The sequence below is a fragment of the Thermomonas brevis genome, from assembly GCF_014395425.1.
Lineage (GTDB): Bacteria > Pseudomonadota > Gammaproteobacteria > Xanthomonadales > Xanthomonadaceae > Thermomonas > Thermomonas brevis.
The window spans coordinates 3,157,181-3,181,003 of the sequence record NZ_CP060711.1; the positions used below are offsets into that span (position 1 = coordinate 3,157,181).

Consider the following 23,823-nt stretch of genomic DNA (forward strand, 5'->3'; position numbering starts at 1 on the left):
TTGGCTTCCATACCCCCTTCGCGCCCGACGCAGGGGCGCGTTTCCGGGGATCAACAAGTACATCCCGCAGCATGCAAAAGGGCACCGCAAGGTGCCCTTTCGTTTTCGCCGGGTTATGGCCGGATCAGCGCTCCAGCAGCGGCAGCTTGTTCGGCTTGCCGTCCCATTCCGCCGCGTCCGGCGGCGGATCCTTGCGCACGGTCAGCACCGGCCATTCCTTCGCCAGCTCGGCGTTCAGGCCGACGAAGACTTCCTGGCCCGCGGGAACGTCCTCCTCCGGGAAGATCGCGCCCACCGGGCATTCCGGCTCGCACAGGGTGCAGTCGATGCATTCGTCCGGGTCGATCACCAGGAAGTTCGGCCCTTCGTGGAAACAGTCCACCGGGCACACTTCCACGCAGTCGGTGTGCTTGCACTTGATGCAGTTTTCGGTGACGACGAAGGGCATGACGCGGAATCCGTGAGCGAGGTGGTGCGGCGCGCATAGTTTAACGCGCGCGGCGGCGCGGGGATCAGTGCAGTTCGCGAAGATCCAGCCGGCGCAGGCGCGGGGCCAGCCTCGCGGTCACGCCGACCACGCCGAGGGTGACGAAGCCGCCGACGAGCATCGCCGGCACCAGCCCCAGCAGCCGGGCCATCACGCCGTCGTAGAACGCGCCCAGCTCGTTCGAGGAGCTGACGAAGATGCCGTTGATCGACGATACCCGGCCGCGCATCTCGTCCGGCGTCACCAGCTGCATGATGGTCGAGCGCATCACCACCGAGACGCCGTCGCAGACGCCGTACAGCACCAGCAGCACCGCCGACAGCCACAGGTGGCGCGACAGCGCGAACGCCATCGTGCACAGGCCGAAGCTCGCCACCGCGATCAGCAGCACGCGGCCGGCGTGGCGCTGCAGCGGGTGGCGGGTCAGCCACAATGCGATCGCGATGGAGCCAACCGCCGGCGCCGCGCGCAGGATGCCCAGCGCCTCCGGGCCGGCGAGCAGGATGTCCTTGATGAAGGCCGGCAGCATCGACACCGCGCCGCCCAGCAGCACCGAGAACATGTCCAGCGCCATCGCCCCGAGCATGATCTGGTTGCCGGCGACGAAGCGCGCGCCCTCGGCGATGCTGGCGAAGATCGGGCCGCGCTGCTGCGGCAGCGCGGGTTCGGTCACCGGCATCGACAGCAGCGTGCCGGCGGCCAGCAGAGCGAAGGCGGTGCCGACCGCATAGGCCACCGGATTGCCCAGCGCGCCGACCAGCACGCCGCCCATTGCCGGGCCCAGCACCAGCCCGGTCTGGAACACCACGCTGCCGAGGCTGGCGCCGCGTCCGAACTGCTCGCGCTTGAGCACCCGCGCGAACAGCGCGTTGTAGACCGGGCCGAGGAAGGAGCGGCCGATGCCGCCCACCGCCACCGCCAAGTAGATCGGCCAGGTGCCGTGCAGCGGCAGCACGTCGGCGGCGATCAGCGCCAGCACGCCGGCGTTGATCGCGAGCAGCACGCAGGCCGCCGCGCCCAGCTTGCGCCGCGGCAGGTGGTCGACCAGGTAGCCGGAGAACGGCGCGATGCAGAAGTACGGCACCACTTCCGCCAGCCCCACCAGGCCCAGCGCCAGCGGACTTCCGGTGATCTCGTAGATGTGCCAGCCCACCGTCACCGCGACCACCTGGTAGGAGAGCAGGGTGCAGATGCGGTACAGCAGCAGCCAGCGGAAGCCGGTGCTGGCCAGCGGCGAAGCCTGTTCGGCGCTCATCCCGGCAGGACGGCGCGGGCGCGCTCGCGGATGAAGGCCAGCAGCGCGGCCAGCCCGTTGCTGCGGGTCGGCGACAGGTGCTTGGCCAGGCCGATGTGGCCGATGTAGTCCGGTTCGGTGGCGAGGATTTCCGCCGCGCCGCGTCCCGAGTAGACGCGCAGCGCCAGGTACACCAGCCCCGAGACGATGGCCGAGTCGCTGGCCGCGTGGAACACCAGCCGGTCGGCGTCGCCCTCGGCCACGATCCACACCAGCGACTGGCAGCCGTGCAGGCGGTGCTCCTCGGTCTTCCACGCGTCCGGGAATGCGGGCAGCTTGCGGCCGAGGTCGATCAGGTACTGGTAGCGCTCCGACCAGTCGCCGAAGAAGCCGAATTCGTCGGCGATGGCGGCCTGCGCGTCGGCGGCGGTGGGTTCGAGGGGGAGGGGGAATCGGTCACTGTTGTTCCTGTTCTAGCCTCTACTCCCCTCGGGAGAGGGATTGAGGGTGGGTTCTGGCGTGTGCGGTGTCGCCGGCTTCGCCGAACCCTCATCCGCCCTGCGGGCACCTTCTCCCGGTGGGAGAAGGAAAATCAAGCGCGCTTCCAGCGCACGCCCTGCGGCGTGTCTTCCAGCAGGATACCTTCGCCGGCCAGCTGGTCGCGGATCGCGTCGGCGCGGGCGAAGTCGCGCGACTTCTTCGCTTCGATGCGTTCGTCGATCAGCGCCTGGATGCGCGCGTCGTCGTCGCTGCCGGCGCCGCGCGCGAACCAGGCCGCCGGCGCCTGCTGCAGCAGGCCGAGCACGCGGCCCGCGCCCAGCAGCTGCGACTTCAGCGCAGCCTTTTCCTCGTTCGATGCGGCCTTGCGCGCCTCGCCTGCGATGCGGGCGATTTCGGCCAGCGCCGCCGGCGTGTTGAGGTCGTCGTCCAGCGCGGCTTCGACGCTGGCGGGAATCGCGGCGTCGGCCTCGACGTCGCCGAGGTCGCGCAGCGTCCCGTACAGCCGGTCCAGTGTGCGCACGCTCTGTTCGATCAGTCCGTCCGACCACTCCAGCGGCTGCCGGTAATGCGCGCTCAGCAGCGCGTAGCGCAGCGCTTCCGGCGGATGCGCGCGCACCAGGTCGTGCACGCGCTGGATGTTGCCCACCGACTTCGCCATCTTGGCGCCGCCGAAATTGAGCATGCCGTTGTGCAGCCACCAGCGCGCGAAGACCGCGCCGCCGTGGGCGCACTCGCTCTGCGCGACCTCGTTCTCGTGGTGCGGGAACTGCAGGTCGACGCCGCCGGCGTGGATGTCGATGGTCGGCCCCAGGTGCGCCTCGGCCATCGCCGAGCATTCGATGTGCCAGCCGGGACGGCCGCGGCCCCAGGGAGACTCCCAACCGGGCAGGTCGTCGGTCGAGGGCTTCCAAAGCACGAAGTCGCCGGGATCGCGCTTGTACGGGGCGACCTCGATGCGCGCGCCGGCCAGCATGTCCTCGGTGTCGCGGCGCGAGAGCTTGCCGTAGCCGTCGAAGCTCGCCACCGAGAACAGCACGTGGCCTTCCGCCGCGTAGGCGTGGCCGTCAGCGACCAGGCGCTCGATCATCGCGACGATCTGCGCGATGTGCTTCGTGGCCTCGGGCTCGATGTCGGGCGCGAACTCGCCGGTCACACCCAGCGCCGCCATGTCCTCGCGGTAGGCGGCGGCGTACTTGTCGGTGATCGCGGTGATCGGCGCGCCCAGCGCCTTCGCCGCCGCGTTGATCTTGTCGTCCACGTCGGTGATGTTGCGCGCGTAGCGCAGGCCGCCGAAGCGGCGGCGCAGCAGCGCGGCCAGCACGCCGAACACCACCGGCCCGCGCGCGTTGCCGATATGCACGTAGTTGTAGACGGTGGGGCCGCAGACGTACATCGTCGGGCAATCGGGCACGAGCGGCGCGAACGGCTCGACCCGGCGGCTCAGGGTGTTGTAGAGGCTCAGCGGGCTGGAAGACGGCGTCATGGCGGCGGATGCGTGGGGTGCGCCATTGTAGCGGGGCGGCCGGGCGGGCCGCCGCGACAGCGACGATTCAGGCGCTCATGGCGGCATCCCGATAAACTTTCGTTATGTGCCTGTCCCGATGCCTTGCCGCGCTGTGCCTGCCTGCGAGCCTGCTCGCGGTGGCGCCGGCGTCCGCGCAGGAGCCGCCGCGCGAGATCGTGCTGCCGGTCGAGAACGTGCGCTACGACTACGCGCAGGTGCTGTCGGTGCGCCCGGTCTACCAGATCCTGCGCACCACCAGCATGGAACAGGTCTGCGACTCGCGCGAGCCGGCCATCAGCGCGACGCTGGCGCGGGTGATGAACGCGGTGCGCAACAAGGCGGCGCCCACGCAGGGGCAGAACTGCCGGATGGAACCGGTGGCGAAGGAGCACCGCCGCACCATCGCCTACGACGTCGACTACATGTACCGCGGCAGCAAGTTCCGCACCCGCATGGACCGCGACCCCGGCAACCGCCTGCGCATCCGCATCTCGATTTCCCCGCACCCCTTCGACTGATCGCTTGCGCCGGCCCGCCCGGCATGCGAGCATGCGCCCCGATGCACGCCCACCTCGCCACGCGCCACGCTGACACCGCCCGGATGGCCTCCGGCATGACGTCGCGCGCGCGCCGACCGGAACCCTCACATCCCGCTGGGTAATCCGGATCGCGTCATCGTGCTTCACCTCCGAACCCAGCCCCCGGCTGGGTTTTTGCGTTTCCGGCCCCCGAAATTTTCCCCACCGAGCCATTGCCGCCCATGAAGCACTTCCTCAACACCCAGGACTGGAGCCGCGCCGACCTCGACGCCCTGCTGGCGCAGGCCGCCGCGTTCAAGCGGAACAAGCTCGGCGACGCGCTGAAGGGGCGCTCGATCGCGCTGGTGTTCTTCAACCCGTCGATGCGCACCCGCACCAGCTTCGAGCTGGGCGCGTTCCAGCTCGGCGGCCACGCCATCGTGCTGCAGCCCGGCAAGGACGCGTGGCCGATCGAGTTCGACCTCGGCACGGTGATGGACGGCGACACCGAGGAGCACATCGCCGAGGTGGCGCGGGTGCTGGCGCGCTACGTGGACCTGATCGGCGTGCGCGCGTTCCCGAAGTTCGTCGACTGGTCGGTGGACCGCGAGGACCGCGTGCTCAAGGCGTTCGCGAAGTACTCCACGGTGCCGGTCATCAACATGGAGACCATCACCCATCCCTGCCAGGAACTGGCGCATGCGCTGGCCCTGCAGGAGCACTTCGGCACCAGCGACCTGCGCGGCCGGAAATACGTGCTGACCTGGACGTACCACCCGAAGCCGCTCAACACCGCCGTCGCCAACTCCGCGCTGACCATCGCCACCCGCATGGGCATGGACGTGACCCTGCTGTGCCCGACGCCGGAGTATGTGCTGGACGAGCGCTACATCGGCTGGGCGAACGACAACGTCGCCGAGTCCGGCGGCTCGTTCCAGGTCAGCCACGACATCGAAAGCGCCTACCGCGGCGCCGACGTGGTCTATGCCAAGAGCTGGGGCGCGCTGCCGTACTTCGGCAACTGGGCGCCGGAAAAGCCCATCCGCGACCGGTACAAGCACTTCATCGTCGACGAAGCCAAGATGGCGCTGACCGACAACGGCGTGTTCTCGCACTGCCTGCCGCTGCGCCGCAACGTCAAGGCGACCGACGCGGTGATGGATTCGCCCCGCTGCATCGCCATCGACGAGGCCGAGAACCGCCTGCACGTGCAGAAGGCGGTGATGGCCGCACTGATGAGGCAGGAGTGAGCGGAGAGGAGTGAGGAGTGAGCGAAAGCTCGCAACCTCGCTTCTTCCCCACCACCCTTGCCCTCCCTCACTTCTCACTCCTCTCCACTCACTCCTCGCCCCCATGACCCCCAACGATTCCCGAGACATCGTCCTCGCCTTCTCCGGCGGCCTCGACACCAGCTTCTGCGTGCCCTACCTGAAGGAGCAGGGCTGGAACGTGCACACCGTGTTCGCCGACACCGGCGGCGTGGACGCCGAGGAGCGCGCCACCATCGAGGCGCGCGCGGCCGAACTGGGCGTGGCCTCGCACGTCACCGTCGACGGCGGCCCGGCGATCTGGAGCGGCTTCGTCAAGCCGTTCGTCTGGGCCGGCGAGGGCTACCAGGGCCAGTACCCGCTGCTGGTGTCGGACCGCTACCTGATCGTCGATGCCGCACTGGCGCGGGCGAAGGAACTCGGCACCAACGCCATCGCCCACGGCTGCACCGGCATGGGCAACGACCAGGTGCGCTTCGACTTGGCGGTGAAGGCGAGCGGCGATTACCGCATCGTCGCGCCGATCCGCGAAATCCAGAAACAGCACACTCAGACCCGCGCCTACGAACAGGCCTACCTGGAGGAGCGCGGCTTCGGCGTGCGCGCCAAGCAGAAGGCCTACACCATCAACGAGAACCTGCTGGGCGTGACCATGTCCGGCGGCGAGATCGACGCCTGGGAAGCGCCGGGCGAGGGCGCACGCGGCTGGTGCGCGCGCCGCGAGCACTGGCCGGCGGAGGCGCTGGAAGCGACGCTGCGCTTCGAGAACGGCGAGGCGGTGGCGCTGGACGGCCACGACCTGCCGGGCGAGAAGATCCTGGCCAAGCTCAACACCATGTTCGCCCAGTACGGCGTCGGCCGCGGCATGTACACCGGCGACACCACCATCGGCCTGAAGGGGCGGATCGTGTTCGAGGCACCGGGCCTGGCCGCGCTGCTGGCGGCGCATCGCGCGCTGGAGGAGGCGGTGCTGTCCAAGCAGCAGAACCGCTTCAAGCCCGAGGTGGGGCGCAAGTGGGTGGAGCTGGTCTACGAGGGCTTCTTCCACGATCCGCTGAAGGCAGACCTGGAGGCGTTCCTGGCGTCCTCGCAGCGCACCGTCAACGGCGAGGTCGTGCTGCGCACCAACGGCGGGCGCGTCGACGCCATCGCGGTGCGCTCGAAGCACCTCCTCAACAGCAAGGGCGCCACCTACGCGCAGAGCGCGGACTGGGGCGTGGAAGAGGCCGAGGGCTTCATCAAGCTGTTCGGGATGAGCAGCACGTTGTGGGCCGAGGTGAACCGCTGAGGCTGTCATTCCCGCGAAGGCGGGAATCCAGCGTCTGGATTTTCAAGTCACAGCCAAGAGCTGGATCCCCGCCTTCGCGGGGATGACGAGCAAGAGCGAACTTGTACATGCTTGATGACCTTCTCCGCCACCTCGAAGCGCTGGTGTCCTTCGACACCCGCAACCCGCCGCGCCTGATCGGCACCGGCGGCATCTTCGACTACATCCGCGCGCAGCTGCCGGACTTCCGCATCGACGTCGCCGATCACGGCGACGGCGCGGTCTCGCTGCTGGCCGTGCGCGGCAATCCGCGCCGCGTGTTCAACGTGCATCTGGACACGGTGCCGTCGTCCGAGGCGTGGGACGCCGATCCGTTCGCGCTGCGGGTGATGCAGGACCGCGCCATCGGTCTCGGTGCCTGCGACATCAAGGGCGCGGCGGCCGGGCTGATCGCCGCGGCCAACGCGACTTCGGGCGATGCCGCGTTCCTGTTTTCGTCCGACGAAGAAGCCAACGATCCGCGCTGCATCGCCGCCTTCCTGTCCGGCAATCATGGCTTTTCCGAAGCGATCATCGCCGAGCCGACCCGCTGCGAAGCGGTGCTGGCGCATCGCGGGATCAGTTCGGTGCTGCTGAAGTTCAAGGGCGAGGCCGGACACGCGTCCGGCGCCAACGCGATGAACGCCAACGCGCTGCACCAGGCGATGCGCTGGGGCGCGAACGCGCTGGCGCTGGTCGAGGGCGAGGCGGAGGCGCGTTTCGGCGGACTGGCCGGGCTGCGCTTCAACATCGGCAAGGTCGAGGGCGGCATCAAGGCGAACGTGATCGCACCCAGCGCCGAGGTGCGCTTCGGCTTCCGGCCGCTGCCGTCGCACGACATCGATACGCTGCATGCGCGCCTCGAAGCCTGCGCCGCGATCGGCGCGCTGGAGCGTTACGAGGAAACCTTCCGCGGCCCGTCGCTGCCCGGCGGCGACGCCACCACCGCCGAGGAACGCCGGCAGGCGGCGCACGCCCTCGCCGGGAGCCTCGGCCTGCCGATCGGCAACGCCGTCGACTTCTGGACCGAAGCCTCGCTGTTCTCGCAAGCCGGCCTGACCGCCTTCGTCTACGGCCCCGGCGACATCGCGCAGGCGCACACCGCCGGCGAGTTCGTGCTGCTCGACCAGCTGCAGCGCTACGCCGAGTCCATCACCCGCATCCTTGGAACCTGATCCCCCGTGACCCCGACCCTCAACCCGCAGGCCATCCACGACCCGCAGACCCGCCAGACCATCGTGCGGCTGCTGTCCAGCATGGGCAGCGCGAAGGAAATCAGTCAGTACCTCAAGCGCTTCTCGCAGCTCGACGCGGCGCGCTTCGCCGTGGTCAAGGTGGGCGGCGCGGTGCTGCGCGACGATCTCGACGCGCTGGTGTCCTCGCTGGCGTTCCTGCAGGACGTGGGCCTGACGCCCATCGTCATCCACGGCGCCGGCCCGCAGCTCGACGTGGAGCTGGCCGCCGCCGGCATCGTCAAGCAGACCATCGACGGCCTGCGCGTGACCTCGCCGGAAGCGCTCGCCATCGTGCGCCGCGTGTTCCATGCGCAGAACCTGAAGCTGGTGGAAGCCTTGCAGGCCGCCGATGCGCGCGCCACCAGCATCGTCAGCGGGGTGTTCGAGGCCGATTACCTCGACCGCGAGCGCTACGGACTGGTGGGCGAAGTGAAGCGCGTCGACCTGGCGCCGATCCAGGCCAGCCTGCAGTCCGGTTCGATCCCGGTGATCGCCTCGCTGGGCGAAACCGTCGGCGGGCAGATCCTCAACGTCAACGCCGACTTCGCCGCCAACGAACTGGTGCAGGTGCTGCAGCCGTACAAGATCGTGTTCCTGACCGGCACCGGCGGGCTGCTGGACGCCGACGGCAAGGTGATCGATTCGATCAACCTGTCCACCGAATACGAGCACCTGATGCAGCAGCCGTGGATCGAAGGCGGCATGCGGGTGAAGATCGAGCAGATCAAGGACCTGCTGGACGGGCTGCCGCAGGCGTCGTCGGTGTCGATCACCCGGCCGGACGAACTGGCGAAGGAACTGTTCACCCACAAGGGCTCGGGCACGCTGGTGCGGCGCGGCGAGCGCGTGCTGGAGGCCGGCGACTGGAGCGCGTTCGACCTGCCGCGGCTGCGCGGGCTGATCGAATCCGCGTTCGGGCGCAAGCTGCTGCCGGATTACTTCGACACGACGAAGCTGCATCGCGCCTACGTCAGCGAGCACTACCGCGCGGCGGTGATCCTCACCCAGGAGGACGCGGGCGTGTACCTGGACAAGTTCGCGGTGCTGGACGAGGCGCAGGGGGAGGGCCTGGGCCGCGCGGTCTGGCAGGTGATGCGCGAGCAGAACCCGGCGCTGTTCTGGCGTTCGCGCCACGGCAACCCGGTCAACGCGTTCTACTACGCCGAATCCGACGGCTGCATCAAGCGGGAGAAGTGGAAGGTGTACTGGTACGGCGACGCCGATTTCTCCCGCATCGAACGCTACGTGGCGCTGTGCGCGCAGCGGCCGGCGACGCTGGAGGAGCCGAAGTGAACACGTTCAAGGTCGGTCTGGTCGGCGCGCGCGGCTACACCGGCGCGGAGCTGATCCGGCTGTTCGCGGCGCATCCGCGCTTCGAGCTGGCGTTCGTGACCTCGCGCGAGCTGGACGGCCAGCGCGTGGCCGAGCACAACGACGGTTTCGCGGGCGAGCTGCGCTACTGCAATCCCGCCCACGAGGAACTGCCGACGCTCGGCGCGGACGCTGTGGTGCTGGCGCTGCCCAACGGCAAGGCCGGCGCCATCGTGCAGGCGTTCGACGCCGCCGGCGTCGATCCGGTCATCGTCGACCTGTCCGCCGATCATCGCTTCGACGATGCCTGGTACTACGGCCTGCCGGAGCTGACCCGCACGCGCTACGCGGGCCAGCGCCGCATCAGCAACCCGGGCTGCTACGCTACCGCGATGCAGCTGGCGATCGCGCCGATGCTGGGCGCGCTGGACGGGCCGGTACAGTGCTTCGGCGTGAGCGGCTACTCCGGCGCGGGCACCACGCCCTCCGACAAGAACGACGTCGAGCTGCTGCGCGACAACCTGATGCCGTACGCGCTGACCGGCCACGTGCACGAGCGCGAGGTGTCGCGGCAGCTCGATCATCCGGTGGAGTTCATGCCGCACGTCGCGCCGCATTTCCGCGGCATCACCCTGACCGCCAACCTGCACCTGACCAGGGCGTTCACGCGCGAGGGCGTGCTGGCGCGCTATCGCGACCGCTATGCGGACGAGCCGCTGGTGCGGGTGCAGGACGAGGCGCCGTGGGTCAGCCGCATCGCCGGCAGGCACCACGTCGAGATCGGCGGCTTCACGCTGTCCGGCGACGGCCGGCGGCTGGTGGTGGTGGCGACCGAGGACAACCTGCTGAAGGGCGCGGCGACGCAGGCGTTGCAGAATCTCGACATGGCGTTTGGTTTGGACGAGTTCCTCGGGGTTCCGCTGTAGTTTTGAGTTCTTCTCCTTCGGGAGAGGTTGGGGCGCGTGCAATGCCACCGGGTTCGCCGAACCCTCATCCGCCCTTCGGGCACATACACTCGGCACATCCCTGTGCCTCGCCCTGCGGGCGGCTGGCGCCGTGCAAATCGGCAATCCTGCCGATTTGTCTCCCGAAGGGAGAAGGAAAAACAAGTTTTGGAGGCGTGGATGTCCGACCTGCTTTGGCAAAAACCCGGCGTCGCCGTCGATGCGCAGATCCAGGCGTTCCTGGCCGGCGACGACGTGCTGCTGGACCGCGAGTTCTTCCTGCACGACATCGCCGCCAGCGCCGCGCACGCGGAGGGCCTGCACCGCATCGGCATCCTCGGCGGCGACGAGCTGGGCGGGCTGAAGCGCGAGCTGGCGACGCTGGCGGAGGACTTCCGCAACGGCGATTTCGTCCTCGACGAGCGCTACGAGGACGGCCATTCCGCCATCGAGGCGCGCCTGACCGAGCGGCTGGGCGATGCAGGCCGCAAGATCCACACCGGCCGCAGCCGCAACGACCAGGTGCTGGTCGCGACGCGGCTGTGGCTGAAGGAGAAGCTGGCGCGGGTGGCGCAACTTTCGCGCGAGATCGCCAGGGTCGCGCTGGATCGCGCCGAGGCGGAAAAGGATCTGCCGGTTCCCGGCTACACCCACGTCCAGCGCGCCGTCGTTTCGTCGGCCGGCATGTGGTGGGCGGGCTGGGCCGAGGCCTTCATCGACGATGCGATCCGCGCCGCCGACACGCTGCGGCTGGTCGACGCCAATCCGCTCGGCACCGCCGCCGGCTACGGCGTGAACCTGCGGCTCGACCGCGAGCACACCACGCAGGTGCTGGGCTTCGCGCGCATGCAGGTGTCGCCGATCTACGCGCAGCTCTCGCGCGGCAAGTTCGAGCTGGCCGCGCTGGAAGCGCTGGGCAGTGCCACGCTCGACCTGCGCCGCATCGCCTGGGACCTGTCGCTGTTCACCAGCACCGAGTTCGGTTTCGTCGCATTGCCGGCGCAGTACACCACCGGCTCATCGATCATGCCGAACAAGCGCAATCCCGACGTGATCGAACTGATGCGCGCGACCCACGCCAGCGTGGCCGCCGCGCGCACTGAGATCGAACAGCTGCTGTCGCTGCCGTCCGGCTACCACCGCGACCTGCAGGCGTCGAAGGGCGCGATCTTCCACGGCTTCGGCCGCGGCCTGGCCGCGCTGGAGTTGCTGCCGGCGCTGCTGGCGAACCTGGAGTGGCGCGAGGACAGGCTGCGCGCGGCCATCGATTCTGGCATGTACGCCACCGACGTGGCGGTGGAAGCCGCGATCGCCGGCGTGCCGTTCCGCGAGGCCTACAAGGCCGCGGCGGCGAGCAGCGACACGGCCGGGCAGGGACGCACGCCGGAGGGTTCGCTGGCCGCGCGCACCTCTCCCGGCGCCGCCGCCGACCTGCGGCTGGACGCGCTGCGCGCGCGCTGGGAGGCGCTGTGAGCGCCGCGGTCGTGCGCCATCTGGTGCTGGTGATGCGCCGGCCCGGCTTCGACGCCGGCCTGCTGCCCGCGCATGCCGCCTTCCTCGACGAACTGCGCGCGCGCGGCGTGCTGGAGACCAGCGGTGGTTTCGCCGACCGCAGCGGCGGCGCCTACCTGCTGCGCGGCATCGCCGACGTGGAGGAAGCGCGCAGGATCGCGATGTCCGATCCGCTGGCGATCCACGGCGCATCAAGCATCGTCGTCCACGAGTGGCACACGCGCTGAGTCATGGACGCCCACGCCTTCCCCGCGCAAGCCCTGCCGCCGTGGAGGCGCGCGGTGCTCAAGGTCGGCAGCAGCCTGCTGGCGGCCGATGGTGGCGGCCTGAGCCCGCGCTTCGCGCTGGGGCTGGCGCAGTTCGTGCTGGCCAGCCTGCAGGCCGGGCGCGAGGTGGTGATCGTGTCGTCCGGCGCGGTCGCGGCCGGGCGCGCGGTGCTGCCGAAGGCCGGCAACGCCGCGTCAACGATGGCGGCCAAGCAGGCGCTGGCGGCGCTGGGGCAGGGCCAGCTGATCGCGCTGTGGCAGCGCTTCTTCGAGCGCCCGGTGGCGCAGGTGCTGCTGACCCACGACGACCTGCGCAACCGCCGCCGCTACCTCAACGCGCGCGCCGCGCTGCTGGAACTGCTGCGCCTCGGCGCGCTGCCGGTGGTCAACGAGAACGACACGGTGGCGGTGGACGAGCTCAAGCTGGGCGACAACGACAACCTCGCCGCGGCCATCGCCTCGCTGGTCGAGGCCGACCTGCTGCTGATCGCCACCGACATCGCCGGCCTCTACAGCGGCCATCCCGTGCGCGATCCGGAAGCGCGGCCCGTCGTTCGCGTCGAAGCCGTCACGCCGGCCGTGCTGGCGATGGCGGGAGAGGCCGGCGCGCTCGGCACCGGCGGCATGCGCACCAAGCTGGAGGCGGCGGCCAAGGCGGCCACCGCCGGCATTGCCACCGCGCTGTTCAGCGGGCGCGACGCCGCCGCCGTGGCGGCGCTGGGGCAGGGCATCCTGCACGGCACCCTGGTCGATGCGCAGGGCAATCGCCTGAGCGCGCGCAAGCAGTGGCTGCGGCACGCGCCGGCGGCGGGCCAGCTTGCGATCGACGAGGGCGCGCGCGCGGCGCTGCTGCGCGGCGCCTCGCTGCTGCCGGGCGGCGTGCGCGCGGTGCGCGGTGATTTCCGGCGCGGCGACGTGGTGGAAGTACGCGCGACCGACGGCGCGGCATTGGCGCGCGGGCTGGCGCAGTACAGCGCGCAGGACGGCGCGCGCATCGTCGGCCGCCACAGCCGCGAGATCGAAGCGGTGCTCGGCTTCCGCTACGACGAAGCGATGATCCACCGCGACGACCTCGTCCTGCTGCACGCTGCCGGCCATCCGGCCGTCGAACCGCACGGCGAAACGAACGGAGAAACCACGGCATGAGCGGTTACGTCCGGAATTTGGCGCAGGCCGCGCGTGCGGCGCAGGCGGCCATCGCGGCCGCCGACGCTTCGACCCGGCACGCGCTGCTGGAAGGCATGGCCGACCGGTTGCTGGCCGGGCAGGACGCGATCCTCGAAGCGAATGCCGGCGACCTGGAGCGCGCGCGACAGGGTGGCGCGGGCAAGGCGACCCTGGATCGCCTCGCGCTGAATCCGGAGCGCGTGCGCGGCATGGCCGAGGCGCTGCGCGAAGTGGCCGCGCAGGCCGATCCGCTCGGCGAGGTCTCCCGCAGCGACGTGCGTCCCAACGGCATCCGCATCGAACGCCAGCGCATCCCGCTGGGACTGGTGGCGATGATCTACGAGGCGCGCCCGAACGTGACCGCCGAAGCCGCGGCGCTGTGCCTGAAGGCCGGCAACGCGGTGCTGCTGCGCGGCGGCTCCGAGGCGGCGGCCAGCAACGCCGCCATCGCAGCCTGCCTGCACGCGGCGCTGCGCGACGCCGGATTGCCGGAAGCGGCGGTGTCGCTGGTCGCCGACACCGCGCGCGAGCACGTGCTGGAACTGCTGCAACTCACCGACCTGATCGACCTCGCCATCCCGCGCGGCGGCGAGAGCCTGATCCGCTTCGTCGCCGAGCACGCGCGCGTGCCGGTCATCAAACACTACAAGGGCGTCTGCCACCTGTACGTGGACCGCGCCGCCGACGTCGACCTCGCGCTCGGCCTGCTGGTGGACGGCAAGGCGTCGCGGCCCGGCGTGTGCAACGCGCTGGAAACCCTGCTGGTGCATCGCGATGTCGCCGATGCCTTCCTGCCGCGGGCGCTGGCCGCGCTGAAGGCGCGCGGGGTGGAGGTGCGCGGCGATGCCGGCGTACGCGCTTTCGACGCCGCCCTCGCGCCGGCGACGGAGGACGACTACGCCGCCGAGTTCCTCGACCTGGTCATCGCCGCGAAGCTGGTCGCCGGCCTGCCGGAAGCGCTGGCGCACATCGCCCGCTTCGGCTCCGACCACACCGAGGTCATCGCCACCGCCGATCCCGCCGCGGCCGACGCCTTCGTGCGCGCGGTGCGCAGCTCGGCGGTGATGGTCAACGCCTCGTCGCGCTTCAACGACGGCGGCCAGCTCGGCCTCGGCGCGGAAATCGGCATCTCCACCACCCGCCTGCACGCCTACGGGCCAATGGGCGTGGAGGCGCTGACCATCGAGCGCTTCGTGGTGCGCGGCGAGGGGCAGGTGCGGCACCCGGAATCGCGCGCGGGCTGACCCGCGCGACGCGCGATCAGTTGGCGGCCTGCGTCGCCACCGCAGCGGGAGAGGGCGCGGACGCGGCCGGCTGCGCCGCGGCGGCAGCGGCCACCGGTACGGGCAGGCTTTCGCTCTGGCCCAGCGCAGCATCCTCCGCTTCCTTGCTCATCACCACGATGCTGATGCGGCGGTTGATCGGGTTGAGCGGGTTCTGCCGGTCGAACAGCACCGCCGCGCCGAAGCCGACCACGCGCGCCACCTTGGCCGCGTCCATCCCGCCTTCCAGCAGCGCGCGGCGCGCGGCGTTGGCGCGGTCGGCGCTCAGTTCCCAGTTGCTGTAACCGAAGCGGCTGGCGTAGTTGGCGGTGTCGGTATGCCCGGCGATGCTGACCCGGTTGGGCACGCGGTTCACGAAGCCGGCGATCTCGTGGAGGATGCCCACCGTGTAGGGCATCAGCTTGGCGCTGCCGAGGTCGAACATCGGCCGGTTCTGCTTGTCCACGATCTGGATGCGCAGCCCTTCCGGGGTGATGTCCAGCAGCAGCTGGTCCTTGAACGGTTCCAGCGCCTGGCTCTTGTCGATGGCTTCCTTCAGGTCCTGCATCAGCTGTTCCAGCCGCTGCCGGTCCTGCTGGCGCTTCTCCGCCTCGTTCTGCTGGTCGCCGGGATCGCGAGTGAACTCCTTGCCCGGTCCCTTCGGCAGCTCCATCGTGCCGCCCAGCTTGATCATCGAATTGCTGGCGCCGCCGGGGCCGTTCATGCCCGGCGACGGCGCGGGGCTGGTGCCCTTCATCGGGCTGGGGTTCTTGAAGTAGTCGGAAATGGCCTCGCGCTGCTTGGTGGTCAGCGCGCCGACCAGCCACATCACCAGGAAGAACGCCATCATCGCGGTGACGAAGTCGGCGTAGGCCACTTTCCACGAGCCGCCGTGGTGGCCGCCGCCCTGGATCTTCTTGACCCGCCTGACGATGACCGTGGGTTTGTCGTCCTTGCCGGCCATGGCTTATTTCAGCGCTTTGATGTGCTGTTCGAATTCTGTGAAGCCCGGCCGCAGCGTGGACGGCACGGTCTTGCGGGCGAACTCCAGCGCGATCTTCGGCGGGTAGCCGCGCAGGCTGGCCAGCAGCGCGGTCTTGACCGATTCGTAGATGCGCGAATCCTGCTCCGCGCGCGCCTCGATCGCCGACGCCAGCGGGCCGACGAAGCCGTAGGCCAGCAGGATGCCGAGGAAGGTGCCGACCAGCGCGCCGGCCACGTGCGCGCCGACCTGGGCGATGTCGCCGCCGATCGAGCCCATGGTGATGACGATGCCCAGCACCGCCGCCACGATGCCGAAGCCCGGCAGGCTGTCCGCCACCTTGGTCAGCGCGTGCGCCGGGGCCATCACTTCGTGGTGGTGCTTCTCCAGCTCCAGCTCCAGCAGCGGTTCCAGTTCGTGCGGCTCGATGTTGGAGCCGATCATCAGCCGCAGGCAGTCGGTGATGAAGTCCATCAGGTGGTGATCCTTGCGGATCGACGGATAGCTGGCGAACAGCGCGCTCTCCATCGGGTTCTCGATGTGGCTTTCCAGCGCCACGAAGCCCTCGCGGCGCGCGCGGTTCAGCAGTTCGTAGAGCAGGCTGAGCGCGTCCAGGTAGCTCTGCCGCTGGTAGCGCGGCCCCTTGAGCACGCCGATGGTGGCGGAAACGGTCTGCTTCACCGTCTTCATCGGCGTGCTGACCAGGAACGAGCCGATCGCGGCCCCGCCGATGATCACGAATTCGTACGGCTGCCAGAGCGCGCCCAGCTTGCCGTGCGAGCCGATGAAGCCGCCGATCACGCTGAGGAGGACGACGATGAAGCCGACGATGATAAGCATGGGCGAACGCGTGTCCGGGGGAAGCCGCACCTTACATTATCGTCGGGAGCGGCAATATCTGAACGGCCGGCCGCGGGCGGGAAGGGCGGCGCGGCATCCCGTCGTAATCCGCAAACGAAAAGACCGCCTTGCGGCGGCCTTTCGCGAATCGATGGTCGGGGAGACAGGATTCGAACCTGCGACCTCTACGTCCCGAACGTAGCGCTCTACCAGACTGAGCTACACCCCGACAGCGGAGCCGCGCATTTTAGGGGGATGTCGCGGCGACGGCAAGTCCCCGCGACGCATTTCATGGCGATATGCCGGCAGGGCGCCGCGGCGGGGCGGCTGCGGCCGCTAAACTAGCGGTTTTCCGCGTCCCCCCGGAGTCTGCCTTGATCAAGCCGCGTACCCCGCCCGGCGTGATGGAACTGTTGCCGCGCGACCAGATCGCGTTCCAGCGCATGCTGGACACCATCCGCCAGACCTTCGAGCGCTTCGGCTTCCTGCCGGTGGAAACGCCGGTGATGGAGCTGTCCGACGTGCTGCTGACCAAGTCCGGCGGCGAGACCGAGCGGCAGGTCTATTTCGTCCAGTCCACCGGCGCGCTGGACAAGGCTGGCGACGGCCTGCCCGAACTGGCGCTGCGCTTCGACCTGACCGTGCCGCTGGCGCGCTACGTGGCCGAGCACGAGCACGAGCTGGCGTTCCCGTTCCGCCGCTACCAGATGCAGCGCGTCTATCGGGGCGAGCGCGCCCAGCGCGGGCGCTTCCGCGAGTTCTACCAGTGCGACATCGACGTGATCGGCAAGGACGCGCTGTCGCCGCGCTTCGACGCCGAGGTGCCGGCGGTGATCGCGGCGGTGTTCGAGCGCCTGGCCATCGGCGAGTTCACCATCCAGCTCAACCACCGCAAGTTGCTGCGCGGCTATTTCGAGGGGCTGGGCATCGAGGGCGAGGCGCAGCTGCTGGTGCTGCGCGAGCTGGACAAGCTGGACAAGCGCGGCGGCGATGCGGTGCGGGCGACGCTGGCGGGCGAGGGCTTCGGGCTGTCCGGTGATGTCATCGACAGGCTGATGGCGTTCTCGCAGGTGCGCTCGCAGGGCCACTTTGATGCGCTGGCGAAGCTCGACGCGCTGGGTGCGGGCACGCCGCTGTTCGAGGAAGGACGCGGGGAACTACGCGCGATCCTGGCGCAGCTCAAGGCGCTGGGCGTGGCGGAGTCGCGCTACGCGCTGAACCTGTCGATCGCGCGCGGGCTGGACTACTACACCGGCGTGGTCTACGAGACGACGCTGAACGCCTATCCGCAGATCGGCTCGATCTGCTCGGGCGGGCGCTACGAGAACCTCGCCGGCCACTACACCAAGTCGAAGCTGCCGGGCGTGGGCATTTCCATCGGCCTGACCCGCTTGTTCTTCCAGTTGAAGGATGCCGGGCTGGTGCAGACCGCCGAGAGTTCGGTGGACGTGCTGGTGGCGCTGCTCGACGACGCCGGGCTGGAGCACGCGTTGGCGCTGTCGCAGCGGCTGCGCGCGGCGGGCCTGAACGTGGAGACGCAGCTGGAGCCGCGCAAGCTGGCGAAGCAGTTGCAATACGCCGACAAGGCCGGCATCCGCTTCGTGGCGATGCGCGGCGAAGACGAGGCCGCGCGCGGCGCGGTGGCGGTGAAGGATCTGCGCCGCGGCGAACAGTTCGAGGTGGCGGAGGCCGAGCTGGCCTCGGCGCTGCTGGTGGAACGCGAACAGCTGCGCGGCGGCATCGCGGAGGGCGTGCGATGAGCGGCGCAGAGAAGCTGGAAACCGTGCGCCTGAACGGCCTGTCGCTGACCCGCGCGCAGCTGGTGGCGGTGGCGCGCGGTGCGGCCGTCGAACTGGACGCCGACGCGCTGGCGCGGGTGGCGCGCGCCGCCGATTTCCTGGCCGCGCAGGTGGAGAAGCAGGAGCCGATCTACGGCGTCTCCACCGGCTTCGGCAGCAACGCCGACAAGCTGCTGGGCGCGCATCGCCTGCGCGACGAGCTGCCGGGCGCGGCCAAGTCCGGGCAGTCGCCGCACATCGAATTGCAGCGCAACCTGATCGTCACCCACGCGGTCTGCGTCGGCGAGCCGTTCGCGCCGGAGGTGGTGCGGGCGATGCTGTGCATCCGCATCAACACGCTGCTGCGCGGGCATTCCGGCATCCGCGTGCAGACCCTGCAGGCGCTGACGGATCTGCTCAACGCCGGCATCGTGCCGGTGGTGCCGCAGCTGGGTTCGGTGGGCGCGTCGGGCGATCTCGCGCCGCTGTCGCACCTCGCCATCGTGCTGCTGGGCGGCGGCGAGGCGTTCGTGGACGGGCAGCGCATGCCCGGCGCCGACGCGCTGGCGCGCAAGGGGCTCAAGCCCGTCGAGCTGTCCTACAAGGAAGGCTTGGCGCTGAACAACGGCACCGCGCAGATGCTGGCGACCGGCGTGCTTGCGGTGCAGCAGCTGGAAGACCTGTTGGACACCGCCGACCTCGCCGCGGCGATGACCATCGATGCCTTCGCCGGCCGCCTCGGCGCGTTCGCGCCGGAGGTGCACGCGCTGCGTCCGCATCCGGGGCAGGTGAAGACGGCGGCCAACCTGCTGCGTTTGCTGGACGGCTCCACGCTGTCCGACATCGCCTATCACCTGGTGCCGAAGTTCCGCCAATGGCTGCCGACCAGCTGGGACACGCCGGCGTCGCAGGCGCTGGGCTTCGACATCGGCTGGGACTGGGTGCCGTTCTCGCAGCGCCACGGCCGCGAGAAGTTCTACCGGCGCTTCCTGCCGTTCCGCGGCGGCAAGAAGCACCAGCCGCAGGACAGCTATTCGCTGCGCTGCATCCCGCAGGTGCATGGCGCGGTGCGCGATGCGCTGGAACAGGCCAAGCGCGTGCTCGACGTCGAACTCAATGCGGTCACCGACAACCCGCTGGTGTTCCCGGACAAGGCCGACGCCGCGCACGTGGAGGAGCAGGTCATTTCCGCCGGCCATTTCCACGGCATGCCGCTGGCGCTGGCGATGAGCTATCTGAAGGCGGCGATCCCGGTGCTGGCCTCGATCAGCGAACGCCGTCTCAACAAGCTGGTCGATCCCGCCACCAACGACGGCCTGCCGGCCTTCCTGATCGGCAACGAGGACGGCACCGAATCCGGCCACATGATCGTGCAGTACACCGCGGCGGCCATCGTCAACGACCTCGCCAGCCGCGCGATGCCGGCGTCCGTGTACTCGGTGCCGACTTCCGCCAACGCCGAGGACCACGTGTCGATGGGCGCCAACGAGGCGCGGCACGTGCTGGCGATGGCGAACGACCTCGGCAAGGTGCTGGGGCTGGAGCTGTTCACCGCCGCGCAGGCGCTGGACCTGCGCCGCGACATGATCAACGCGGCGCGCGAGCTGGCGGATCGCGCCGATGCCGAGGCGTTTGCCGCCAAGGTGACGGGCGGGCCGTTGCCTGACGCGGCGGAACGCGCTGGTTTCCTGGAGGAAGTCGACGCCCTGCGCGCGCAGCTGGCGCAGGCCGCCGAGTTCCGGCCGGGCAGGGCGGTGGCGGCCGCGCACGCGGCGATCCGCGCGCGCATTCCGTATCTGGACCGCGACCGCGCGCTGGATGGCGAAGTGGCGGCGGCGGTGGCGATGGTGGCCGACGGCAGCATCCTCGCTGCCGTACGCGCCGGCTGACGATGGCCACGTCGATCCGGTCCGGGCGTTCCCGGGCCGGATGGCATGGCGGCTGGCCGATTGTTTGCAGTGAAGCAGGGCGCGGTTGACGCGCCTTTTTCTTTGCATTAATGTAGTAGCGCGTTAATACATTAACTAGATGATTTAATCGCACACACCTGCAACCGACCGCATGAAGCAGCGCCCAGAACCCCTGCCGAAGTACGACGCCGCCATCGCCATCGATGCGCTGGCCTACGTGCTCGCCTCCCTGAAAGACGCGGATGAAGTGCGCGCCTTCCTCGAAGACCTCTGCACCCCCGCCGAACTGGAAGCCATGGGCGACCGCTGGCGGGTGGTGCCGGAGCTGCTGCGCGGCGCCCCGTACCGCGAAATCCACGACCGCACCAAGGTCAGCGTGACCACCATCGGCCGCGTCGCGCGCTGCCTGGAACGCGGCGCGGGCGGTTACCGCGCCGCCGCCGAGCGGCTCGGCCTCGTCAACGACTCCCACTGAAGCAACCGCCATGAGCCCTGCCGCCAATCCGGCGGTGCGCGACCGCCTGCGCATCGCCATCCAGAAATCCGGCCGCCTGAGCGAGCCGGCGCGCGCGCTGCTGGCGTCCGCCGGGCTGAGCTGGCGCGAAAGCCGCGACCGGCTGTTCTGCTACGGCGAATCGCTGCCGGTGGATCTGCTGCTGGTGCGCGACGACGACATCCCCGGCCTGATCGCCGACGGCGTCTGCGACCTCGGCATCGTCGGCCGCAACGTGCTGGCCGAACAGGCCGGCGAGCGCAGCGAGACCGGCAAGCCCGCCGTGTTCCGCGAATGGCGCGCGCTCGGCTTCGGCGGCTGTCGCCTGGCCGTGGCCGTGCCCGACGGCTGGGATTGGCAGGGGCCGCAGCAACTCGCGGGCAAGCGCGTCGCCACCACCTATCCCAACCAGCTCCGCGCCTGGCTGCGCGAACAGCGGGTCGAGGCCGACATCGTGGTGCTGAACGGTTCGGTGGAGATCGCGCCGCGCCTCGGCCAGGCCGACGCCATCTGCGATCTGGTGTCCAGCGGCGCCACCCTGGCCGCCAACCAGCTCAAGCCGGTGCTCGACGTCATGCGCAGCGAGGCGGTGCTGGCCGGCCCGGTGCAGCCGTTCGGCGACGTGCGCGCCGAACTGGCCGATCTGCTGCTGCGGCGGATGGACGGCGTGCTGCGCATCCGCGACAGCAAGCTGCTGCTGTTCCAGACCCGGCGCGACGCGCTGCCACAGGTATTGCAACTGCTGCCCGATGCGGAGCCGCCGACCATGTGCGCCATCGACGGTGCGGACACGCTGGCCTTGCAGGCGCTCTGCCACGGTGCGATGACCTGGCAGCGGCTGGAAGATCTCAAGCGTGCCGGCGCGCGCGGGCTGATGGTGCTGCCGGTGGAGCGGATGCTGGCATGAAGCGCATCGACTGGAACGCGCTGGACGAGGGCGCGCGCGCCGCCGTGCTGCAGCGCCCGGTGCAGGCGGTGTCGGATGCGCTGCGCGCGGGCGTGCAGGCGATCTTCGACGACGTGGCGACGCGCGGCGACGCGGCCCTGCGCGAGTTCACCGCGAAGTTCGACGGCGTGACGCTGGACGATTTCGAGGTGGGCGAAGACGAGTTCGCCCGCGCACGCGAACAGGTGCCGGCGAACGTGCAGGCCGCCATCGCCGAAGCGGCGTCGCGCATCGAAGCCTTCCACCGCGCCGGCATCGCGCGACCGTACGAAGTGGAAACCGCGCCCGGCCTGCTGTGCCGGCGTGTGCAACGTCCGATCCCGCGCGTCGGCCTGTACGTGCCCGCGGGCAGCGCGCCGCTGCCTTCCACCGCGCTGATGTTGTGCATCCCCGCGCGACTGGCCGGATGCCGCGACGTGACCCTGTGCACGCCGCCGCGCAAGGACGGCAGCGCCGACCCCGCCGTATTGCTGGCGGCGCGGCAGGCGCCAGGCGTGCGCGTGTTCAAGCTCGGCGGCGCGCAGGCGATCGCGGCGATGGCGCAGGGCACGGCGCGCGTCCCGCGCTGCGACAAGCTGTTCGGCCCCGGCAACGCCTGGGTCGATGAAGCCAAGCGGCAGGCCGCGCAGCGCCCCGGCGGCATCGCCATCGACATGCCGGCCGGGCCGTCGGAGGTGCTGGTAATCGCAGATAGAGGCGCGAACGCCGCGTTCGTCGCCGCCGATCTGCTGTCACAGGCCGAGCACGGCCCGGATTCACAGGTGTTGCTGCTGACCGACAGCGCGGCGCTGCTGGAGGCGGTCGCGCTGGAAGTCGATGCGCAGCTCGCGCGGCTGCCGCGCGCCGACATCGCCCGACGCGCGTTGGAGGCTTCGCGCCTGGTGCTGGTGCGCGACATCGAACAGGCCATCGCGATCAGCGACGCCTACGCGCCGGAACACCTGATCCTGGCCGTGCGCGAGCCGCGCGCCTGGCTGGAGCGCATCGGCAACGCCGGCAGCATCTTCCTCGGCGACTGGACGCCGGAAGCGCTGGGCGACTATTGCAGCGGCGGCAACCACGTGCTGCCCACCGGCGGCGCGGCGCGCGCGTGGAGCGGGCTGTCGGTGGCGAGCTTCCAGAAGGCGATCACCGTGCAGGAGGCGACGGACGCCGGCATCCGCGCGACCGGCCCCTGCGCGGCCGTGCTGGCGCATGCCGAAGGATTGCAGGCGCATGCGCGCGCGGTGGAGCTGCGGCTGGAGCGGGCGGCATGAGCGCGACCGTGCGAGCGTTGCTGCGCGATGACCTACGCGATTTCGGCGGCTACAAGTCGGCGCGCAGCGAGGCGCTGACGGGATCGGTCTGGCTCAACGCCAACGAGTCGGCCTGGGCCAATCCCGCCGACGCGGAGGGCCGCCTGCGCCGCTATCCGCAGCCGCAGCCGGAGGCGCTGTGCGCGCGGCTGGCGCAGCTGTACGGCGTCGCACCGGCGCAACTGCTGGTCGGGCGCGGCAGCGACGAAGGCATCGACCTGCTGGTGCGCGCGTTCTGCGCGCCGGGGCGGGGACGCATCGTGGTCGCGCCGCCGGTGTTCGGCATGTACGCGGTGTGCGCGCGCCTGCACGGCGCGGCCATCGTCGGGGTGCCGCTGCGCGATGGCGATGCCGGCCTGTGCGCCGATCTCCGGGCGATGGGCGATGCCGCGCTGGGGCGTGCCGGAGAAGGGCAGGATGCGTCGCTGCTGTTCCTGTGCTCGCCCGGCAATCCGTCCGGCGAACTGCTTCGGCTTCCCGACATCGCCGCGCTGGCGGAGCGCCTGCGCGGGCGCTGTCTGGTGATCGTGGACGAAGCCTACGTCGAATACGCCGATGCGCCTTCCGCCACGGCGCTGCTGGCCGACCACGACAACATCGCCGTGTTGCGCACGCTGTCCAAGGCGCATGCGCTGGCGGCGGCGCGGGTGGGCTGCGTGCTGGCCGCACCGGCCTTGATCGAGGCGCTGCGCCGCTGCCAGGCGCCGTATCCGCTGCCGCAGCCAGTGGTCGAAGCGGCGCTGGCGGCGTTGGCGCCGCACGCGCTGGCGCTGACCTGCAGCCGCATGGCAGCGGTGCGCGAGGCGCGCGCGCGGCTGGCCGACGGGCTGCGCGCATCGCCCGGCGTGAAGCGCGTCTATCCCTCCGCCGGCAATTTCCTGCTGGCGCGTTTCGCCGATGCCGACGCCGCCTTCGCGGCGCTGCTGGCGGCCGGCGTGGTGGTGCGCGACATGCGCGCGATGCCGCAGCTCGACGACGCACTGCGCATCAGCGTCGGCAGCGCGGAGGAATGCCGGCGCGTGCTGGCCGCACTCGGCGTGGCGCGCGTGGAGGCGGCGGCATGA

At 70.3% G+C, this 23,823-nt stretch carries 21 protein-coding genes, 1 tRNA gene and 1 pseudogene; 16 read left to right on the top strand and 7 right to left on the bottom strand.

All coding sequences use genetic code 11. From position 1 onward, the window contains the following. Positions 1-124 precede the first annotated feature (124 nt). The 4 genes from fdxA to cysS all read right to left on the bottom strand — a co-directional run bounded on the left by fdxA (position 125) and on the right by cysS (position 3,705). A complete protein-coding gene (fdxA, locus tag H9L17_RS14605; protein ID WP_187570143.1) occupies positions 125-448 on the bottom strand; it encodes a ferredoxin FdxA in 324 nt (107 codons plus the stop codon). Positions 449-512: 64 nt separating this feature from the next. Continuing rightward, positions 513-1,742, bottom strand: a complete 1,230-nt coding sequence (locus H9L17_RS14610; protein WP_187570144.1) for an MFS transporter — start codon at positions 1,740-1,742, stop codon at positions 513-515. After that, entirely contained in the window at positions 1,739-2,128 is a 390-nt protein-coding gene (locus H9L17_RS14615) for a SufE family protein (protein WP_187571988.1), read from the bottom strand. The genes H9L17_RS14610 and H9L17_RS14615 overlap by 4 nt, the downstream gene beginning before the upstream one ends. A 185-nt stretch (positions 2,129-2,313) precedes the next feature. Next, positions 2,314-3,705, bottom strand: a complete 1,392-nt coding sequence (gene cysS / locus H9L17_RS14620; RefSeq protein ID WP_187570145.1) for a cysteine--tRNA ligase — start codon at positions 3,703-3,705, stop codon at positions 2,314-2,316. A gap of 104 nt (positions 3,706-3,809) precedes the next feature. On the opposite strand from cysS, the gene H9L17_RS14625 reads away from it, so the two are divergent. The 10 genes from H9L17_RS14625 to H9L17_RS14670 all read left to right on the top strand — a co-directional run bounded on the left by H9L17_RS14625 (position 3,810) and on the right by H9L17_RS14670 (position 14,497). Continuing rightward, on the top strand, positions 3,810-4,244 hold the full coding sequence (locus H9L17_RS14625) for a hypothetical protein (protein ID WP_187570146.1): 435 nt from the start codon (positions 3,810-3,812) through the stop codon (positions 4,242-4,244). Between the two features lie 242 nt (positions 4,245-4,486). After that, the gene (locus H9L17_RS14630; RefSeq protein ID WP_187570147.1) at positions 4,487-5,494 is read left to right on the top strand and encodes an N-acetylornithine carbamoyltransferase; all 1,008 of its coding nucleotides are present in this window, start codon (positions 4,487-4,489) and stop codon (positions 5,492-5,494) included. A gap of 103 nt (positions 5,495-5,597) precedes the next feature. After that, on the top strand, positions 5,598-6,800 hold the full coding sequence (locus H9L17_RS14635; RefSeq protein ID WP_187570148.1) for an argininosuccinate synthase: 1,203 nt from the start codon (positions 5,598-5,600) through the stop codon (positions 6,798-6,800). 107 nt (positions 6,801-6,907) lie between these two features. Continuing rightward, a complete protein-coding gene (locus tag H9L17_RS14640; RefSeq protein ID WP_187570149.1) occupies positions 6,908-7,993 on the top strand; it encodes an acetylornithine deacetylase in 1,086 nt (361 codons plus the stop codon). Positions 7,994-8,074: 81 nt separating this feature from the next. Beyond that, positions 8,075-9,346, top strand: a complete 1,272-nt coding sequence (locus tag H9L17_RS14645; RefSeq protein WP_246455238.1) for an acetylglutamate kinase — start codon at positions 8,075-8,077, stop codon at positions 9,344-9,346. Further along, positions 9,343-10,290: an N-acetyl-gamma-glutamyl-phosphate reductase gene (argC, locus tag H9L17_RS14650; protein WP_187570150.1), complete on the top strand. Its 948-nt coding sequence runs from the start codon at positions 9,343-9,345 to the stop codon at positions 10,288-10,290. The genes H9L17_RS14645 and argC overlap by 4 nt, the downstream gene beginning before the upstream one ends. 198 nt (positions 10,291-10,488) lie before the next feature. Then, complete coding sequence (gene argH, locus H9L17_RS14655; RefSeq protein WP_187570151.1) at positions 10,489-11,781, top strand: argininosuccinate lyase; 1,293 nt, start codon at positions 10,489-10,491, stop codon at positions 11,779-11,781. 32 nt (positions 11,782-11,813) lie between these two features. Further along, entirely contained in the window at positions 11,814-12,047 is a 234-nt protein-coding gene (locus tag H9L17_RS14660) for a YciI family protein (protein ID WP_187571990.1), read from the top strand. A 3-nt stretch (positions 12,048-12,050) separates the two neighbouring features. Then, on the top strand, positions 12,051-13,232 hold the full coding sequence (proB, locus tag H9L17_RS14665; protein WP_187570152.1) for a glutamate 5-kinase: 1,182 nt from the start codon (positions 12,051-12,053) through the stop codon (positions 13,230-13,232). Continuing rightward, entirely contained in the window at positions 13,229-14,497 is a 1,269-nt protein-coding gene (locus tag H9L17_RS14670) for a glutamate-5-semialdehyde dehydrogenase (protein WP_187570153.1), read from the top strand. Before proB ends, H9L17_RS14670 begins: the two co-directional genes overlap by 4 nt. A 22-nt stretch (positions 14,498-14,519) precedes the next feature. On the opposite strand, the pseudogene motB reads toward H9L17_RS14670, so the two are convergent. From motB to H9L17_RS14685, 3 genes and pseudogenes are all read right to left on the bottom strand, one after another. After that, a pseudogene (gene motB / locus H9L17_RS14675) lies at positions 14,520-15,479 on the bottom strand (flagellar motor protein MotB); the annotation flags it as partial. 3 nt (positions 15,480-15,482) lie between these two features. Continuing rightward, positions 15,483-16,337, bottom strand: coding sequence for a flagellar motor stator protein MotA (gene motA / locus H9L17_RS14680; RefSeq protein WP_187570155.1), 855 nt, complete (start codon positions 16,335-16,337; stop codon positions 15,483-15,485). Between the two features lie 152 nt (positions 16,338-16,489). Further along, positions 16,490-16,566: transfer RNA gene (locus H9L17_RS14685), tRNA-Pro, on the bottom strand. A gap of 145 nt (positions 16,567-16,711) precedes the next feature. On the opposite strand from H9L17_RS14685, the gene hisS reads away from it, so the two are divergent. The 6 genes from hisS to hisC all read left to right on the top strand — a co-directional run bounded on the left by hisS (position 16,712) and on the right by hisC (position 23,823). After that, a complete protein-coding gene (hisS, locus tag H9L17_RS14690; protein ID WP_187570156.1) occupies positions 16,712-18,097 on the top strand; it encodes a histidine--tRNA ligase in 1,386 nt (461 codons plus the stop codon). Next, entirely contained in the window at positions 18,094-20,004 is a 1,911-nt protein-coding gene (locus H9L17_RS14695; RefSeq protein ID WP_187570157.1) for an HAL/PAL/TAL family ammonia-lyase, read from the top strand. The genes hisS and H9L17_RS14695 overlap by 4 nt, the downstream gene beginning before the upstream one ends. A 172-nt stretch (positions 20,005-20,176) precedes the next feature. After that, positions 20,177-20,500: a YerC/YecD family TrpR-related protein gene (locus H9L17_RS14700; RefSeq protein ID WP_187570158.1), complete on the top strand. Its 324-nt coding sequence runs from the start codon at positions 20,177-20,179 to the stop codon at positions 20,498-20,500. A gap of 10 nt (positions 20,501-20,510) precedes the next feature. Further along, positions 20,511-21,425, top strand: a complete 915-nt coding sequence (hisG, locus tag H9L17_RS14705) for an ATP phosphoribosyltransferase (protein WP_187570159.1) — start codon at positions 20,511-20,513, stop codon at positions 21,423-21,425. Next, positions 21,422-22,720: a histidinol dehydrogenase gene (gene hisD / locus H9L17_RS14710; protein WP_187570160.1), complete on the top strand. Its 1,299-nt coding sequence runs from the start codon at positions 21,422-21,424 to the stop codon at positions 22,718-22,720. Before hisG ends, hisD begins: the two co-directional genes overlap by 4 nt. Next, positions 22,717-23,823, top strand: coding sequence for a histidinol-phosphate transaminase (hisC, locus tag H9L17_RS14715; protein WP_187570161.1), 1,107 nt, complete (start codon positions 22,717-22,719; stop codon positions 23,821-23,823). Before hisD ends, hisC begins: the two co-directional genes overlap by 4 nt.